Here is a 17,651-nt window from a genome sequence, read left to right as displayed (position 1 = left end):
TCAGTCAGTCTTCCTTTTGGAGAAGATATTGAGGAGGTTTCACAGTATGAGTAAAAAAGAGTTGGTGCTTCGTGCCATTCGAGGTGAAAAAGTTGAGCGAATCCCTGTAGGATTTTGGTTCCATTATGTGACTCAAGAAGAAAAAGAATTGGGTCTCGACAATCCAGTCGTACTTGAAAAAAGTATTAAAGGACACCAACACTATGTTGAAAAAACATCCCCTGATTTTGTCAAGATTATGAGCGATGGCTTCTTCCGCTATCCGAGTGCCCTTTATTCGAGAGAAATCACATCGATCCAAGAATTGAAGGACATTCAACCGATTGGGGAGCATCATCCTTGGATTGAAAAACAAATTGAAGTGGTCAAGGAAATTCGTTCCCATTTCCATGAGGAGATTGTTTCGTTCTACAATATCTTCTCGCCCATCTCTTATTTGAAACGCTGGTTCCGGACGGATCAATCCCGTGGAGACCAAGTGATTGCGGCCTTTCTCAAAGAAGATCCAGAAACCTTGGCCCATATCCTTGATGTGATCGCAGGAGATATCGCCATTCTTAGTCGCCGCTTGATCCAAGAAGCAGGAGTGGAAGGCATTTACTTCTCAACCCAGCAGGTTCAAGATGAGCGCGTGACAGAGGAAGAATACCGCAAGTTCATTGAACCTAGTAACATCGCTGTCCTAGAAGCGGCTAATGAAGCGGGTGGCATCAATATCCTTCATATCTGTGGTTTTGAAGGGGCCAGCAATGAAGTGGAACTCTTCAAGGATTATCCAGCTCAGGTCATTAACTGGGCGACCCATCATGAAGGCCTTAGCTTGGCCACAGGTCGTAAACTTTTCGGCGATCGCGCCGTTTTGGGTGGCTTTGTCAATGGCAAGAAAGGTTTGCTCTACCAAGGGGAACGAGAAGCGATCGAGCAAGAAACGCGTCGCTTGGTGGCAGAAGCCGGAAGTCGTGGTTTGATCCTTGGAGCAGACTGTACCGTGCCAGATGATTTCCAATTGGAACGCTTAGATTGGGTACGTAAAGCAGCTGTATTGTAAGAAGAAAGGAGAGGGAGATGAAAAAGATCAATGTATGGTGTATCCTGGTAACCGTTTTGTTTTTGCTTCTAGGGCTGAGTAAAGCCACTCTAGCAAGCAGTCAGGGGAAAGCAAAAAAAGATCCAGATATGGCAAGACTGGAGAGAATTCCAGCCCATAGTCTCTCCCTCCTTCGCCCATCTGATCTAGCAGGAATTCTTCTTCTCGAAGATCAGTGATAAAAAAAGATGAAGAACTTGATAAAAAATATATATTAGTCAAAGCATCATTGAAGTGATAAGATAACAAACAAGAAATGAATAGAACGAGGTAAGAACATGTCAGCAAAAAGAGAATTAGTGTTAAAAGCTTTTAAAGGAGAAGCGGTTGACCGTGTGCCAGTTGGATTTTGGCATCATTTTACAACAGAAGAAGAATGGTTGAAAGGATTTTCTAATCCGGAAATTATTGAAAAAAACCTCAATGGCCATAAAAACTTCCTTCACAAGGTCAAACCAGACTTTGTCAAACTCATGAGTGATGGTTACTTTGCTTATCCAAACCCAGCCATTCACAAAGGCCTTGAAAATATCTCTGACTTAGCAGGGATTGAACCACTTGGAGCAGATCATCCATGGATCACAGAGCAAGTAGAGCTCGTTAAAAAAATCCGTACCGGTTTTGAAGAAGACATTGTGGCTATCTACAATATCTTTGCTCCGGTGACCTACTTCAAATGGTTGGTTGGAGAAGTTTCAGGAGGAGATGACTTGATCGCAAACTTCATCGATCAAGATGCAGCAACTCTTAAAAAAGTATTGGATACAATTGGCCAAGATATTGCAAGTTTGAGCCAACGAATCATCAAAGAAGCAGGAGCAGACGGGATCTACCTCAGTGTTCAAAGTATCCAAGATGCGCGGGTTACACAAGAAGTTTATAAAAACATTATTGCACCGAGTGAACTCCATGTCTTAGAGGCAGCCAATGAAGCCGGTGGCGTAAATATTCTTCATATCTGTGGTTATGAAGGAGCTCGCAATGATATCCATCTCTTCACAGACTACCCAGCCCAAGTCATTAACTGGGCAGTCGGACCAGAAGGAATCAGCCTAGCAGAAGGACGCGAAATCTTCGGTGGACGCACGGTTCTTGGTGGTTTTGAAAATGGCAAAAATGGTCTTCTCTACACAGGAGACAAGGCTGCGATCCAAGCAGAAACCAAACGCATCATCGCAGAAACAGGAACGACAGGATTGGTCATTGGTGCCGATTGTACCATTCCAAGTGACATTGATGAAGAACGAATAGAATGGGTTCGTGAAGCTGCAGCAGAATAAGGAAAATAGAAAGAGGGAGAACAGAGTATGAGTAAAAAAACATGGATTATCGGTGGGGTGGCAGTTCTTGCCATTGCAGGTGCAACTATTCTTGGACGGAGCTTGAACCATGCAAACGACAGCAAAGGCTCAACAGGATCGAACAAGGTAACAACCTTGAAAGTAGCCCACACTCAAAACTATGTACCGTATGATTTCGTTGATGAAAAAGGAGAATCAGATGGCTATGAAGTAGCCGTTCTCAAAGCCATTGATGAAAAACTACCAGACTACAAGTTTGAGTACACTGGAACAAGTGATGACGATCTCTTGATCGGTCTAGAATCTGGTAAATACGATATCGGAACCAAAGGAGCTTGGTATACCGAAGAACGTGCCAAGAAATTTATCATTCCAAAAGAACCAATTGGAGCAAGTATCATCGGATTTACTGTACGAAAAGAAGATGCGGATAAATACAAGAACATTGATGACTTCGCTAAAGAAAAAGGAAAATTGGTTCCAATTTCACCACAAAATGCACAATGGAATGTTATTAAAGAATACAATGAAAAACATAAGGACCAACAAATCGAATTAACAGCTGCGGAATCTTTCAAAGTGGCAGATGCCTATGCTTGGGTTCTTGAAGGACGTTACGATGCCTTCTTTGACATCAAACTTTCCTTTGAAAAAGCTGTCACAGATAAAGATGGTTCTTACCACCAATATGCGGACAAACTGAGCTGGTTTGCCTACAAAGGAATTCCAACTTACCCATTGATCCATAAGGATAAGAAAAACGAAAAATTTGCGGAAGCATACAGCAAGGCTATCAAAGAATTAGAAAAAGATGGGACACTTGCTAAATTGTCGAAAAAATATTTCGGTGAAGATGTCTTCAGTTATGTAGATAAAGAGAAATAAGATGGAACTGGGTGCGCATAGCCCCAGCTTCCTTATTTCTATACGGATACAGAAAGGAAAAGAAACATGGTCTCATACGACATTTCCAAGGTTTGGTCATTTCTTCCAACCTTGGTCCAAGCTCTACCAGCGACCCTAGCTTTGATGGTTTTAACGACGGTTCTCGGTTCTGCATTTGGCTTGGTTTTGACCTGGGCACAAGTATCAGAAGATAAGGTAGGAGCGGGTCTAGCCAAAGGCTATGTCTTTACCTTGCGTTGTACCCCTCCGATTGTCTTGCTCTTTTTGGTCTTTTATGGACTGCCCCAATTTTTGAACTGGTGGTTGGGCATTGACATTGACCACTGGTCCAAGTTTGTCTTTGTCCTGGTTGCCATGTTTCTTCTCTTTGCCGCTATGATCTCTGAGGTCTTCAAGGCAGCCTATTTGGCCATTCCAAAAGGTCAGATGGAAGCGGGCTTGAGTATCGGCTTGACGCCAGCTCAAACCATTTGGCGGATTGTCCTTCCCCAAGCCTTTCGCGTGGCTCTTCCAAATATGACGACTGCCATCTTGAACCTCATGCGCGATGCCGCTTTGGCTTATACCATTGGCTTTATCGATATCATGGGAGCAGGCAACAACTTGATCAGCCGCAATCTTGGGAATTATTCCCTCGAAACGTATACAGCTGTAGCAGTAATCTACTGGGGAATTGCCCTTGTGATCTCCTTCTCCGCTCAACTCCTTGAGAAACGACTCAGTGTAACAGAAAGGTAGCTTATGGATTTCAATTTTATTAGTAAAGCATTTCTAGCCACCTTGGGTGGTGTTCCAGTGACCCTTCTGATCATGGTTGTATCGATTCTCTTGAGTTTTCTTCCAGCCCTCTTTTTGGCACTCGGTCAGATTTATAAGGTCAAAGGTGTTCGCAGTTTCTCAGTGATTTACTTAGCCTTTATCCGCGCGACGCCTCCGATTCTCTTGATTCTCTTCTTTTATAGTCTCTTTCCCAGCCTCTTAAATAGCTTTTTTAAGAGTATTGGTAGTCACTTTAATGTCTTTGAGATCAATCCCATTTACTATGCCTTTATCATCTTTAGCTTGATGACAACGGGAAGTCTGACTGAAATTCTACGGTCAGCCATTCTGACGGTGGATAAGGGCCAGCTAGAAGCAGCGCAAGCCATTGGTTTGACTAATCGCCAAGCCTATATCCGCATTGTTTTTCCACAAGCCTTGCGTGCAGCCCTTCCCAATTTGTGTAACTTGGTTATCAACTTGGTCAAAGGAACTTCCCTTGTCTTTGTCATGACCATCAAGGATATTACCGCCATTGCCAAGGTAGAAGCCTCTTATGGCTATCAATATTTTGAATCCTATCTAGTGATTTTTATTCTTTATATTGTCATTTGTGGGGTGATTCAGTGGGGATTCAATCGCTTAGAAAAACGCCTGACACTCGCATAGAAGAAGGAGAAATAAGAAGATGTTAGAAGTAGAACACGTATCGAAAAAATTTAAGGACCACCAGGTCCTGGTAGATGTTAATCTCAAGGTCAACCAAGGGGATGTGGTCGTTATTTTGGGGCCATCTGGATCAGGAAAAACAACCTTCCTTCGCTGCCTTAACCACTTGGAAAAGGCAGATACAGGGCACCTCACCCTAGGTGGAAAAGAGTATGACCTCTCAAAACTCAGCAAAAAAGAGATTCTAGAAATCCGCCAAAAGACAGCCTTTGTCTTCCAGCATTACAATCTCTTCGCTAACAAAACAGCGCTTGAAAATATCTTAGAAGGCCTGGTTGTAGCCCGTAAGATTCCAAAAGAAGAAGCCATCCAACGGGCAGAATCAGCCCTTGAAAAAGTTGGTCTCCTCGCTTATAAGGATTACTATCCTTCTCAATTGTCAGGGGGCCAGCAGCAGCGGATCGGAATCGCGCGTGCCATTGCAGTGAAACCAGACGTGATCTTGCTAGACGAGCCGACTTCAGCGTTAGACCCAGAGTTGGTCGGGGATGTCTTAGATGTCATGAAGCAATTGGCCCAAGAAGGAGTGACAATGGTTGTCGTAACCCATGAGATGGGCTTTGCGCGTGATGTGGCCAACCACGTTATCTTTATGGATGGCGGACACATCATCGAAGAAAATGAACCGCATGAATTCTTTAATAGTCCAAAGGAAGAGAGAACCAAACAATTCCTTTCACGGATTTTATCCGATGCCACTTATAGCGTCGAATATATGATTTAACAAGAGACACACCTATGAAGGGTGTGTTTTTTTGGACTCTGGAAAAAAATTTTAAAAATTGGCTCATTTTTTAAAAATCATTACGAATAATATAAGTGAGAGGGAACATATGACTGATAAAAAACAACGATTAGTGCTACTATTTTTACTGACTTTATTTCTAGGAGGTTGCAGTCTTTTTACGGATAAAGCTGCTGAGAGAAAGGAAATGATTCAGATTGCAGAAAGCACGAAAATGGAGCGAGCGATAAAACACTTGTTAATCAGTATCGATCCGAAAGCTTTCACTTCAGAAGGAGTCATTCACTCCTATACCCTGATAAAAGGTGAATTGAAATACAATCCAATGGGAGGCATGAATGTCTCTCTCGTTATCAACGGCGATAAAAAGTTAACGATCGATACGACTGTTCAAATGGAAGATTCAGGACAGTTCGAAGCAGGTAGTTACGGTATTTCAGCAAAATTAAGTGATCTGTTAAGTGAAGCAGAAGAGGATGGGAAATAAACTCATTCAGGTAAACACCCCTAATATAAGTAAATAGAAACATTTCTGAATCAGAACCAATATATTACATTAATAGCTAGTGCTTGTAACGATTTGGCAACATTTTTTAACAAAAGTAACATTTCAGGTATGAATAGAATTTTGTATAATAAATTCTAAGAAACCTGAAGAAAGAATGGGAAGAAGATGAAAAAAAGTAAATTTATTTTGTTGTTAATGGTAGTATTTAGCCTAAGCTTAGGAGGCTGTAGTTTTTTCAATGGACAATCTGCCAAGAAACAAGAAATGATTCAAATCGCAGAGAGTAAGAAGATGAAAGTGGCGATTGAAAAATATTTAAAAAAACTGGACCCGGAAGCACTGACTCCAAATGGGAAAATAAAGACTTATAGGATTTTAAAAGATAAATTAAAATATAACCCAATGGGAGGAATGATTCTAGAGGTAGTCATTAACAATGATGATACATTATTAATCAATATGACAGTTCAAGAGGAAGATTCAGGGGAATATACCGTTGCAGCGTCTGGAATGCCAAAAAAGTTAACGAGATTAATAAGAGGAGAAAGTGATGGTCATTAATTCTAATTTTTCGGATCTTCAACATCAGAAAACATCTTTATTAGAATATCAACCGTTAGAAATGGGGCAAGATTATTCTATTAACGATGGAGATGATTATATTGGTAACTTAGCTCACATCTATGATAGTGTAAATGGCAATGAAGAACAGGTCTTCGTACTAACGGATAGTGGCAAGGGTGTTGAACAAGATCCAGTCCCCTATACTGCTTCAGATGATGCGCGAGCCCAGATCCATGACGTGACAGTTTTGATGAAGGGATCTGAAACTGAAACAAGTACACAAAAATTACTCCATGATACATTTACAGATTGGGTAGGGACAGATTTGCCAGCAGCTTCCAATATTTTGAACCCTGGTGGTGCAAGTGAGTATGCAACCGAATATGCGAAGAATTATGCGCGAGATAAGGCTAAAGATAGTTTTAACAATGCTGTAGAAGCTTTTGAAGATGCAATTATTCCTACATCTGTTAATCTTCCACCGGAGGCCACTCCCGTTGGTAGGTTCATACAAAAAGCGATGGACAATCCTGTCAGCAATTTCGTACAGGAAAAAGCATCAGATATGGTCGGCTTTTTTGCAGAAAGAACAGTCGAAGAACAGGTTAAATTTCCTGCTTTAATGGGAGCTGCTTTTTTAAAAAAATACAATGATGAAAACGAGACTTTCCCGCCTCCGCAATTTAAAGATGCTGCAGCTCATTTGAAAGAGGTGATCCGAAAATATCCCAATGCCAAGATTGATCTATACGGTCACTCTCTGGGTTCTATGAATATTCAGTATGCGCTTGCCTGTTTGACGGAAGAGGAAGCTTCTCATATTGGGACCGTACACCTATATAATGGCCCTAATGCCTATCCTATCCTAACACCCGAGCAAAAAGCGCGTATAGATGCGCTGAAGTACAAAATCTACAACCACATTGACCATAAAGATTTGGTTAGCTTGGGCTATCAGGATTCTGGAAGCAAGGAATCCAGTGGGATTGTCAAGCACCTCAAAACTAATGATTTAAAAAATACTGGCCTGCAACATATGATGCATGGTTATATCTATGATAAGAATGGAAATTTGGTTCTTGAAAAGGGAACGGAAGCCATCACTCGGAAGGAAATCATCGAAGAGAGGATGAAGGTTTACTATCGCCTAAAGGATAAATTACAAAAAACAGGTGGTGGACTGAGTTCAAGTGAACGGATTTATCTTGATGCTTTGCAGGCGCGCTTGGCTTCTGATGAGCTGATTCGAGTAGTGGATGAAGGGCTGGAGCAAGCACAGAAATCTAAGGTACAACTGGATACGGATTTAGAAGCTTTGGAGAAAGTATTACAGACCGTTCCGAAAGGCTTCATTCTCAATCTTGCGGAAGTAGAAGAGGCCTATGCACAGGCTGGTGCAACAAGGCAAACAGTTGTCACTGAAGTAAGAGAAAGGTTTGACAATCGTTTGGCTGCATATCAGTCCTTATCGAATGAATTCCATGCTTTAAACGAGCAAGTGAATGCAGGAATTGAGCTCTTAAAAGCAAAAGATCAAGAAATAGCAGGAGAAATGAACCAGTGGGAACAACTAGCTTATTAATTTCATCTACTCTTTCGAAAAAGGAAAAGAAACTAGATCATTTGGAAAGAGAGTTCCAAAAAGCGCGCTTGGAGCTAGATGAAAAGCGTTGCTTAGTAGAAAGAAAACAGCAGCTCTTTACCCAGATGCTGGAAGAAGAGTATGCGATGGCAGCTTCCTTCTTACAAGAGCAGGAAGTTGATAACAGTTGTGGATGGGAGTCCCTCCATCGCTGTATCGAAGAGTATGATCTCGAAGCTAGGGAAGCTGCACAAGTAGCCTTAAAACAGATCGAAATCGAGGAAGAGAATTTATGGCAATCCTACCGGAAAGATAGACGTCAACTGGAAGAGGAGTTTGAACAAGATAAAGTTTCATAGTATAGAAGAGGAGGAAGTATGGGTGATAGTCCAGTCAAAGATTTTTTTGATTTAGATATGAAAGATAAGATGAGGATCATCGAAAGCCGAAAGAAACTTGAAAAAGATTTAATCCGTGTTGTCTATGCGCCCGTTTTATTGACCTGCAAGGCAGGAGTTGAGAAGCGTTACAATGATGGATTGACTGCGATTACAACAGTAGCCGAAGAAGATGTCCAGGTAGTCGGAAAGCAACTGGACCAATCCATGGTGGGTCAATTTGCTAAAAATGTACAGACGGCTATTCAAGAAAAAGCTGGGAAATTTAAATCTATCTAGCCAAGTACTTCTATTTAAATGTGGAATCTGGAGTGACATCCAGATTTTTTTAAAAAATTTTTAAAAATTATGTAAAAAATGTTGACAAAGAAATCAGTCTGCGTTATAATAATTTATGTAAACAAAAGAGGTTGAAAAAACCTACTGGTTTACAAGATCAATAGTGGAAAGGAGATGGTGATATGCTATTTCCAGAATTAAGACAACTAATTGATAAAAGGAAAAATAGAAACTGTTAGCCTGTAGGGCTATTATTTAATAAATAAATTAAAATTATGTAAACAATCGAACAGCAGCCAATTGGTCTGCTAATTTTCAAGAATGAATTAAAATTATGTAAATTAGAGGTATACAATATGAATAACAACTTTAACAATATGGATGATCTTTTCAATCAACTAATGGGAAATATGGGTGGTTTTCGTTCTGAAAGCCGTCGCTACATGATCAACGGTCGTGAAGTGACACCAGAAGAATTTGCTATCTACCGTCAAACTGGTCAACTTCCAAATGAAGGAAGCGAGCAAGTGCAACACCGTCAAGGTAAAGGAATGAAACAAGATGGGATCCTTGCAAAACTTGGTCGTAACTTGACCGAAGAAGCTCGTGAAGGAAAATTGGATCCAGTCATCGGACGTAATAAAGAAATTCAAGAAACTGCTGAAATCTTGTCTCGTCGTACCAAGAACAACCCTGTCCTTGTAGGGGATGCCGGTGTTGGTAAAACAGCAGTTGTAGAAGGTTTGGCACAAGCTATTGTGAACGGGGATGTTCCAGCTGCTATCAAGAACAAAGAAATCATCTCGATTGATATTTCTGGTCTAGAAGCTGGTACGCAATACCGTGGTAGCTTTGAAGAAAATATTCAAAATCTGATCCAAGAAGTCAAAGCTATGGGAAATGTCATTCTCTTCTTTGATGAAATCCATCAAATCCTTGGTGCAGGTAGCACAGGTGATGGTCAAGGATCTAAAGGTCTTGCGGATATCATTAAACCTGCTCTTTCACGTGGGGAATTGACAGTCATTGGGGCAACTACTCAAGATGAATACCGTAATACCATCTTGAAGAATGCGGCTCTTGCTCGTCGTTTCAACGAAGTGAAAGTCAATGCTCCATCAGCTGAAGATACTTTCAAGATTCTCCAAGGGATCCGTGATCTTTATGAAAAACACCACAATGTCATCTTGCCAGATGAAGTTTTGAAAGCAGCGGTTGATTATTCGATCCAATACATTCCACAACGTAGCTTGCCTGATAAGGCCATTGACTTGGTCGATGTGACAGCTGCTCACTTGGCAGCCCAACATCCTGTAACAGATGTCCATGCTGTGGAACATGAAATTGAAGAAGAAAAAACCAAACAAGAAGAAGCTGCTGCTAAAGAAGATTACGAAGCAGCTTTGAAAGCAAAAGTTCGTATCGAAGAACTTGAAAAGAAAATTGCCAACCACACAGAAGACCATAAGGTAACAGCAACAATCAACGATGTGGCTGAATCAGTAGAACGGATGACGGGTATTCCAGTATCTCAAATGGGTGCAACTGATATCGAACGTTTGAAAGATATGGGTCATCGTTTGCAAACTAAGGTTATCGGTCAAGATAAAGCCGTTGAAGCAGTGGCACGTGCTATCCGTCGGAACCGTGCAGGTTTTGACGAAGGTAACCGTCCAATCGGTAGCTTCCTCTTTGTAGGTCCTACTGGTGTCGGTAAGACTGAGTTGGCTAAACAATTGGCTCTTGATATGTTCGGTACCAAAGATGCTATCATTCGTTTGGACATGTCAGAATATAGCGACCGCACAGCTGTTTCTAAATTGATTGGTACGACAGCTGGTTATGTTGGATATGATGACAATAACAATACCTTAACAGAACGTGTTCGCCGTAACCCATACTCAATCGTTCTTCTTGACGAAATTGAAAAGGCGGATCCTCAAGTGATCACCCTTCTCCTTCAAGTTTTGGATGATGGTCGTTTGACAGATGGTCAAGGGAACACGGTAAACTTCAAGAATACAGTGATTATCGCCACTTCAAACGCTGGCTTTGGTTACGAAGCTAACTTGACAGAAGATGCGGATAAACCAGAACTTATGGATCGTTTGAAACCTTACTTCCGTCCAGAATTTTTGAACCGTTTCAATGCTGTCATCGAATTCTCACACTTGAGCAAGGAAGACCTTTCTAAGATTGTTGATTTGATGTTGGTAGATGTCAATAAGACCCTTTCTAAGAAGGAAATTGACTTGGCAGTGAGCGATGCAGCCAAAGAATATATGACTGAAGAAGGTTATGATGAAGTGATGGGTGTTCGTCCACTCCGTCGGGTAGTTGAACAACAAATCCGTGACAAAGTCACAGACTTCCACTTGGATAACTTGGATGCCAAACATCTTGAAGCTGACATGGAAGATGGTGTACTTGTGATCAGAGAAAAAGATACCAAGAAAGAAGAAAATACGGATAAAGAAGCAGAATAACTTCTGACAGTGATAGAAAAAATGGGGACTGCTATAATATAGCAGTCTTTATTTTTTCTTCCCACCCGGGGGAAATTATTCGCCTGATAGAATCGAAAACACCAAAAATGTGCAAAAAAATATTAATAATTAGGGAAAATCATAGGAATTAAGCAAATTTATTAATAAATAAAGAAAATAAGTATATAATCTATAAAGTAAAAAAATTTGAGGAATGGAAGTATGATGAACAATACAATTGATATCTACTCAACTCCCGAATACAAAAAGGTTGAAGCTGTTGTGCAGTTGATGGTAGATGGTCGTTTAACGAGCTACCGTGTTGCAACTGAAACCAATATCAGCAAAATGAGCTTAGCGACTTTGACCAAGGGAACGAGTAAAATTAAAAATATTACCTATCAAACAGCCTTGGCCTTGATTGATTGGTATGATGAGAATCATGAAAAGTATGGCATTGAGATTGACTAGTCAGTAGCCCACTTTTCGTGGTTTTTTTCTTTTTCATCAAAACTTGCCTCCTCTTTGAGACTGGAGTCTGATTTGCTTGAAGAGGATGGGAAAACTTGAAAAGACAGGCGAAATTTGATATAGTATAGCATATATGAAAATTAAAGGAGAAACATATGCAAGGCGGAAGTTTGCTAATTATGCTCGTTCTTATGGTCGGTTTGATGTACTTCATGAGCCGTAGCCAAAAGAAACAGTACCAAAAACGGATGGAAAGTTTGAATAAACTTCAAAAAGGAAATGAAGTCATCACGATTGGTGGCTTGTACGGAACTATTGATGAAGTCGATACAGAACGCAAGACGGTTGTCTTGGATGTTGATGGTGTCTACCTGACCTTTGAATTAGGAGCGATCAAAACAGTTCTTCCTGTATCAGAAGGAATCTCAGCCACTGCTACAGAAGGTGCTAGCTCAGATGCCGATTCAGCCATCGAAGAATAATTATCAAAGAAGAGGCAAAGGCCTCTTTTTTGATGGGCAAATAGGACGATGTGATGAAAGAAAGTACTGCTGGTTCAAAATAGAGGCCATAGTCCCTATTTTATGGGGATTTATGGTATAATGAAGCGATAAATATTGAAATAGGTAGAAAAACATGTTTCGTTTTAAGAAGAAAGAAAAAATCGAGATTCCTTTAGAAGTCCCGAAACACATTGGGATCATTATGGATGGCAATGGTCGCTGGGCGAAAAAGCGGATGCAACCGCGTGTCTTTGGTCATAAAGCAGGGATGGAAGCTCTCCAAGAAGTGACGATTGCAGCGAAAAATATGGGGGTTCAGGTCTTGACAGTCTATGCCTTTTCTACGGAAAATTGGGCACGCCCTGAAGATGAAGTCAAGTTTATCATGCACTTGCCGGTTGAGTTTTATGATCGCTTCGTCCCCGAATTGCATCGCAACAATGTCAAGATTCAAATGATCGGTGATACCAAGAAATTACCCAAAGAAACCTTAGAGGCTTTGGAAAGAGCAGAAGCGATGACCCACCTCAATACGGGCTTGATTCTGAATTTCGCACTCAATTATGGTGGACGTGCAGAGATCACTCAGGCTGTGAAGCAGATCGCTCAAGAAGTCTTGGATGCGAAGTTCAGTCCAGAAGATATTACAGAAGAAGTGATCGCAGATTATCTCTACACTGAAAGTTTGCCACGTATTCTAAGGGATCCGGATTTGATTATTCGTACAAGTGGGGAGATCCGTTTGAGTAACTTTCTTCCTTGGCAGGCTGCTTACAGTGAGTTGTATTTCACGGATGTGATGTGGCCCGATTTTGGAGAAGAGGCACTAAGAAGTGCCGTAGTAGAATATAGCCATCGCCACCGGAGATTTGGCGGTGTTTAGGAGAAGATGATGACGAAAGATTTACAAAAACGTGTGATTTTTGGAGGGATTGCCCTACTCTTTTTCATTCCAACAGTAATGGTTGGAGGGGTGTTCTTCCAGATTGTAATTGGTTTGATTGCTATGCTAGGTGTTCATGAACTGCTCAAGATGAAAGGGCTTGAAACAGCGACCTTTGAAGGTGCGCTAGCCATGTTAGCGGCCTTTGTTTTGACCTTGCCGATCGAGGACTACCTCCCTTACCTTCCAGCAGATGGCAATATGATTGCTTACGGTTTAATCGTCTTGACTCTAATGGGAACAACTGTTCTCGCTCAGAATTACAATTATGAGGATGTGGTCTACCCCATTGCTTCCAGCTTTTATGTTGGACTTGGTTTCCATTCCTTAGTAGATGCGCGAATTGCTGGTATCGACAAGGTTCTTTTAGCCCTCTTTATAGTCTGGGCTACTGATTCAGGCGCCTACCTTGTGGGAAGTCAGTTTGGGAAACGCAAGCTCATGCCTACGGTTTCTCCCAATAAAACGGTGGAAGGTAGCCTTGGTGGAATCCTATCTGCAGTTGTTGTGACCGTTCTTTTTATGATCATTGATCGCTCTGTAGCGGGCGGACATGGTTTTTTTGCCATGATCTTCTTTACTATCCTTTTTAGTATTGCAGGTCAATTTGGCGACCTCGTAGAGAGTGCGATTAAACGCCACTTCGGTGTCAAGGATTCTGGGAAATTTATTCCAGGACATGGCGGTGTTCTAGACCGCTTTGATAGTTTGATTTTTGTCTTTCCCTTGATGCATTTCTTGGGCTTGTTCTAAGACAGAAGAGATAGAAAGGAAACCACGTATAGAACGATGCAGTTTATTGCCTTTATAGTTATTTTTGGAGTGATCGTTCTCGTTCACGAGTTTGGTCATTTCTATTTCGCAAAAAAATCGGGAATCCTAGTGCGAGAATTCTCGATCGGGATGGGGCCGAAGATCTTTGCCCATATTGGTCAAGATGGAACAGCTTATACCATTCGTATTCTACCTTTAGGTGGCTATGTTCGTATGGCTGGTTGGGGTGAGGATACGACTGAGATTAAAACTGGAACGCCTGTTAGCTTGACAGTAAATGAAGCTGGTAAGGTTGTCCGGATCAATCTTTCTGGAAAGAATCTGGATCAGACAGCTCTTCCCATGAATGTCACCCAGTTTGACTTTGAAGATAAATTAGAAATCACGGGTCTGGTTCTCGATGAGACCAAGACCTATGGTGTCGATCATGATGCGACCATCGTTGAGGAAGATGGGACAGAAGTGCGGATTGCACCCAAAGATGTTCAGTATCAGAACGCCAGCATTTGGGGACGATTGATCACCAACTTTGCGGGTCCTATGAACAACTTTATCCTCAGTATTGTCGTCTATTCCCTCTTAGCCTTTATGCGTGGTGGTGCGATTGATTACTACAGTAACAATGTTCAGGTGGCACCCGACGGGGCGCTTGCTAAGGTCGGTGTCAAAAGCACTGTTCAGATCCTTCAAGTCAACAACGATACCGTTAGCAACTGGGATGAACTGACAGATGCTGTCGAGAAGGCAACCAAGGACAGCAAGACGACTCCTGAATTGACCCTGAAAGTCAAGACAGACGGCCAAGAAAAAGAAGTCAAAGTGAAGCCAACTAAGTCAGGGAATCGTTACTATCTGGGTGTGACAAACGGCCTCAAGACAGGATTTGTAGATAAACTCTTGTCTGGTTTTACAGATACCTGGAATACAGCGACACGGATTTTGGGAGCTTTGAAAGATATTATTTTCCACTTTAGTCTCAATAAACTGGGTGGTCCGGTCGCCATCTACAATGCCAGCTCACAAGCTGCTCAATTAGGGATTCCGGCAGTGTTATCTCTTATGGCCATGCTCTCTATTAATATTGGCATCTTCAATCTAATCCCGATTCCGGCTTTGGATGGCGGGAAAATCTTGATCAATTTGATCGAAGTGGTTCGGAGAAAACCACTAAAACAAGAAGTAGAAACCTATATGACACTTGCAGGTGTAGCTGTAATGGTTATTTTGATGATTGCTGTCACCTGGAATGATATTATGAAATTATTTTTGAAATAGAAAAGGATATTGTCCATGAAACAAAGTAAAATGTTGATTCCAACGCTTCGCGAAATGCCAAGCGATGCCCAAGTCATTAGCCATGCTTTGATGTTACGTGCAGGTTATGTTCGCCAAGTCTCAGCTGGTGTCTATTCTTATCTGCCCTTAGCAAATCGAGTGATTGAAAAAGCAAAAGGCATCATGCGCCAAGAATTTGAAAAAATTGGAGCAGTAGAAATGCTAGCTCCAGCCCTTTTGAGTGCGGATCTCTGGCGTGAATCTGGTCGTTACGAAACTTACGGGGAAGACCTCTATAAGTTGAAAAACCGTGAAGGCTCTGACTTTATCTTAGGTCCAACTCATGAAGAAACCTTTACCGCTATTGTGCGCGACTCGGTAAAATCTTACAAGCAATTGCCATTGAATCTCTACCAAATTCAACCCAAATACCGTGATGAAAAACGTCCACGGAACGGTCTTCTTCGGACCCGTGAGTTCATCATGAAAGATGGTTACAGTTTCCATGCTAACTATGATAGTTTGGATGTTACTTATGACGAATACAAGGCGGCTTATGAGCGTATCTTTACCCGTAGTGGAATCGACTTCAAGGCTATTATCGGAGATGGTGGTGCCATGGGTGGAAAAGATAGCCAAGAGTTCATGGCTGTAACACCTGCTCGTACAGACTTAGATCGTTGGGTGGTTCTAGACAAATCCGTACCTTCGTTTGATGAGATCCCAGCAGAAGTCCAAGAGGAAATTAAAGCAGAATTGCTTAAATGGATGGTTTCTGGGGAAGATACGATTGCTTATTCAAGCGAATCAACCTATGCTGCGAACTTGGAAATGGCTACCAATGAGTACAAGCCAAGCAACCGGGTTGTGTCTGAAGAAGAAGTCAAACGCGTGGAAACACCAGGTGTTAAATCTATTGATGAAGTAGCAAATTTCTTGAATGTTTCAGAAAGTGCAACGATCAAGACCTTGGTCTACATTGCCGACGGTGAGCCTGTAGTAGCTCTACTTGTTGGAAATGATCAGCTTAATGAAGTGAAGTTGAAAAATTACCTTGGAGCTGATTTCTTTGAACCTGCAACAGAAGTGGAAGTGAAAGAATTATTGGGAGCAGATTTTGGCTCTCTTGGTCCAGTAGATCTCCCTGAAAATGTCAAGATTATCGCAGACCGCAAGGTTCAAGATAGTCGCAATGCAGTAGTCGGTGCCAATGAAACAGGCTACCACTTGACTGGTGTCAACCCAGGACGTGATTTTACTGCGGAATACGTCGATATCCGTGAAGTTCGTGAAGGCGAAATCTCACCGGATGGTAAAGGCGTCTTGAAATTTGCACGAGGGATCGAGATCGGTCACATTTTCAAACTCGGCACACGCTACTCAGCTAGCATGGGAGCAGATGTCTTGGACGAAAACGGCCGTGCAGTTCCAATCATCATGGGTTGCTACGGTATCGGTGTGAGTCGTCTTCTTTCGGCAGTTATGGAACAACATGCACGCCTCTTTGTCAATAAGACACCAAAAGGGGAATACCGTTACGCTTGGGGGATTAACTTCCCTAAAGAATTGGCGCCATTTGATGTGCATTTGATTCCAGTCAATGTCAAGGATGAAGCGAGCCTTGCTTTGACCAATCAGATCGAAGAAAGCTTAGTCAATAAAGGCTACGAAGTCTTGGTGGATGACCGAAATGAACGGGCTGGTGTCAAATTCAGCGATAGCGATTTGATTGGACTTCCAATCCGCGTAACAGTTGGTAAAAAAGCAGCTGAAGGCATCGTTGAAGTGAAAATCAAAGCAACAGGAGATACCATCGAAGTTCATGCGGATAATCTCCTTGAAACACTTTCAATCTTGAACAAATAAGAAAAAGCTTTCTGAGCCTTAACCATGTGTTAAAGAAATGCTCAGAGAGTTTTTTTATGGCCAACACTACAACGGTAAAGGTTATGGATGAGATAGAGATGAGTAGAATATTTTTTCATAGAGATTTCTTGTAGGTGAAGAATTGTCTTGGTGCTAGAATAAAGGGGATTTTCTATACTGATCTCCTTGTATGATATAAACTTCTGAAAGCAAAAATGGGAATTTATACAAAAAAATCTAATACTACTCAAAGCGTAAGTATAAAATCGACATTTACGCTCTATGTGTTGAGTTAATGTATAGAAAAAATACATCTCTTTCACACAATCAAATTGTTACTAATTAAAGACTATTGGGGCAGGCTTTTTTGAATATATGTTACATTTTTGTTACAAAAAATTACATTGCTGTAACAAAATTACAATGTTTTATCAGTTTGCCCTATAATATTGACATTCTCACAATATTTCATTAA

General features: G+C 41.4%; 19 protein-coding genes. All 19 read left to right on the top strand.

The window, feature by feature from the left end; translation table 11 throughout:
- Window positions 1–46: 46 nt before the first annotated feature.
- The 19 genes from PCY07_RS00540 (at window position 47) to PCY07_RS00450 (ending at window position 17,176) form a co-directional block, all read left to right on the top strand.
- On the top strand, window positions 47–1,048 hold the full coding sequence (locus PCY07_RS00540) for a uroporphyrinogen decarboxylase family protein (protein WP_301354854.1): 1,002 nt from the start codon (window positions 47–49) through the stop codon (window positions 1,046–1,048).
- 17 nt (window positions 1,049–1,065) lie between these two features.
- Complete coding sequence (locus PCY07_RS00535; protein WP_003016096.1) at window positions 1,066–1,266, top strand: hypothetical protein; 201 nt, start codon at window positions 1,066–1,068, stop codon at window positions 1,264–1,266.
- 99 nt (window positions 1,267–1,365) lie between these two features.
- Window positions 1,366–2,367 carry a uroporphyrinogen decarboxylase family protein gene (locus PCY07_RS00530; protein ID WP_013904550.1) on the top strand — a complete coding sequence of 334 codons (1,002 nt, stop codon included), beginning with the start codon at window positions 1,366–1,368 and terminating at the stop codon, window positions 2,365–2,367.
- Between the two features lie 27 nt (window positions 2,368–2,394).
- Window positions 2,395–3,273 (top strand): transporter substrate-binding domain-containing protein, encoded by an 879-nt coding sequence (locus PCY07_RS00525; protein WP_155127235.1) that lies wholly within the window; start codon window positions 2,395–2,397, stop codon window positions 3,271–3,273.
- Between the two features lie 66 nt (window positions 3,274–3,339).
- Window positions 3,340–4,032, top strand: coding sequence for an amino acid ABC transporter permease (locus PCY07_RS00520; protein ID WP_003004525.1), 693 nt, complete (start codon window positions 3,340–3,342; stop codon window positions 4,030–4,032).
- 3 nt (window positions 4,033–4,035) lie between these two features.
- Window positions 4,036–4,722, top strand: coding sequence for an amino acid ABC transporter permease (locus PCY07_RS00515; protein WP_301354860.1), 687 nt, complete (start codon window positions 4,036–4,038; stop codon window positions 4,720–4,722).
- Window positions 4,723–4,741: 19 nt separating this feature from the next.
- Window positions 4,742–5,506 (top strand): amino acid ABC transporter ATP-binding protein, encoded by a 765-nt coding sequence (locus PCY07_RS00510; RefSeq protein WP_003016067.1) that lies wholly within the window; start codon window positions 4,742–4,744, stop codon window positions 5,504–5,506.
- A gap of 109 nt (window positions 5,507–5,615) precedes the next feature.
- The gene (locus PCY07_RS00505; RefSeq protein WP_301354864.1) at window positions 5,616–6,014 is read left to right on the top strand and encodes a DUF1310 family protein; all 399 of its coding nucleotides are present in this window, start codon (window positions 5,616–5,618) and stop codon (window positions 6,012–6,014) included.
- 186 nt (window positions 6,015–6,200) lie between these two features.
- Entirely contained in the window at window positions 6,201–6,596 is a 396-nt protein-coding gene (locus tag PCY07_RS00500) for a DUF1310 family protein (RefSeq protein WP_301354866.1), read from the top strand.
- Entirely contained in the window at window positions 6,586–8,181 is a 1,596-nt protein-coding gene (locus tag PCY07_RS00495; RefSeq protein ID WP_301354868.1) for a hypothetical protein, read from the top strand. Before PCY07_RS00500 ends, PCY07_RS00495 begins: the two co-directional genes overlap by 11 nt.
- Window positions 8,160–8,540: a type III secretion protein gene (locus PCY07_RS00490; RefSeq protein WP_301354869.1), complete on the top strand. Its 381-nt coding sequence runs from the start codon at window positions 8,160–8,162 to the stop codon at window positions 8,538–8,540. Before PCY07_RS00495 ends, PCY07_RS00490 begins: the two co-directional genes overlap by 22 nt.
- 18 nt (window positions 8,541–8,558) lie before the next feature.
- Window positions 8,559–8,858, top strand: coding sequence for a hypothetical protein (locus PCY07_RS00485; RefSeq protein WP_061604415.1), 300 nt, complete (start codon window positions 8,559–8,561; stop codon window positions 8,856–8,858).
- Window positions 8,859–9,214: 356 nt separating this feature from the next.
- A complete protein-coding gene (locus PCY07_RS00480; protein WP_301354872.1) occupies window positions 9,215–11,344 on the top strand; it encodes an AAA family ATPase in 2,130 nt (709 codons plus the stop codon).
- Between the two features lie 225 nt (window positions 11,345–11,569).
- Window positions 11,570–11,815: a hypothetical protein gene (locus tag PCY07_RS00475; protein ID WP_037616900.1), complete on the top strand. Its 246-nt coding sequence runs from the start codon at window positions 11,570–11,572 to the stop codon at window positions 11,813–11,815.
- A 155-nt stretch (window positions 11,816–11,970) separates the two neighbouring features.
- Window positions 11,971–12,297 carry a preprotein translocase subunit YajC gene (gene yajC / locus PCY07_RS00470; protein WP_003016077.1) on the top strand — a complete coding sequence of 109 codons (327 nt, stop codon included), beginning with the start codon at window positions 11,971–11,973 and terminating at the stop codon, window positions 12,295–12,297.
- Window positions 12,298–12,451: 154 nt separating this feature from the next.
- The gene (locus PCY07_RS00465) at window positions 12,452–13,201 is read left to right on the top strand and encodes an isoprenyl transferase (protein ID WP_003016124.1); all 750 of its coding nucleotides are present in this window, start codon (window positions 12,452–12,454) and stop codon (window positions 13,199–13,201) included.
- Between the two features lie 9 nt (window positions 13,202–13,210).
- A complete protein-coding gene (locus PCY07_RS00460; protein WP_041818427.1) occupies window positions 13,211–14,014 on the top strand; it encodes a phosphatidate cytidylyltransferase in 804 nt (267 codons plus the stop codon).
- Between the two features lie 36 nt (window positions 14,015–14,050).
- Window positions 14,051–15,310 (top strand): RIP metalloprotease RseP, encoded by a 1,260-nt coding sequence (gene rseP / locus PCY07_RS00455; RefSeq protein WP_301354879.1) that lies wholly within the window; start codon window positions 14,051–14,053, stop codon window positions 15,308–15,310.
- A gap of 15 nt (window positions 15,311–15,325) precedes the next feature.
- Window positions 15,326–17,176: a proline--tRNA ligase gene (locus PCY07_RS00450; RefSeq protein ID WP_041826219.1), complete on the top strand. Its 1,851-nt coding sequence runs from the start codon at window positions 15,326–15,328 to the stop codon at window positions 17,174–17,176.
- The last annotated feature ends 475 nt before the right edge of the window (window positions 17,177–17,651 follow it).

Origin of the sequence: Streptococcus sp. SP1, from assembly GCF_030440005.1 — a bacterium.
Taxonomy (GTDB): domain Bacteria; phylum Bacillota; class Bacilli; order Lactobacillales; family Streptococcaceae; genus Streptococcus; species Streptococcus parasanguinis.
This window is presented reverse-complemented; position numbering and strand designations above follow the sequence as displayed.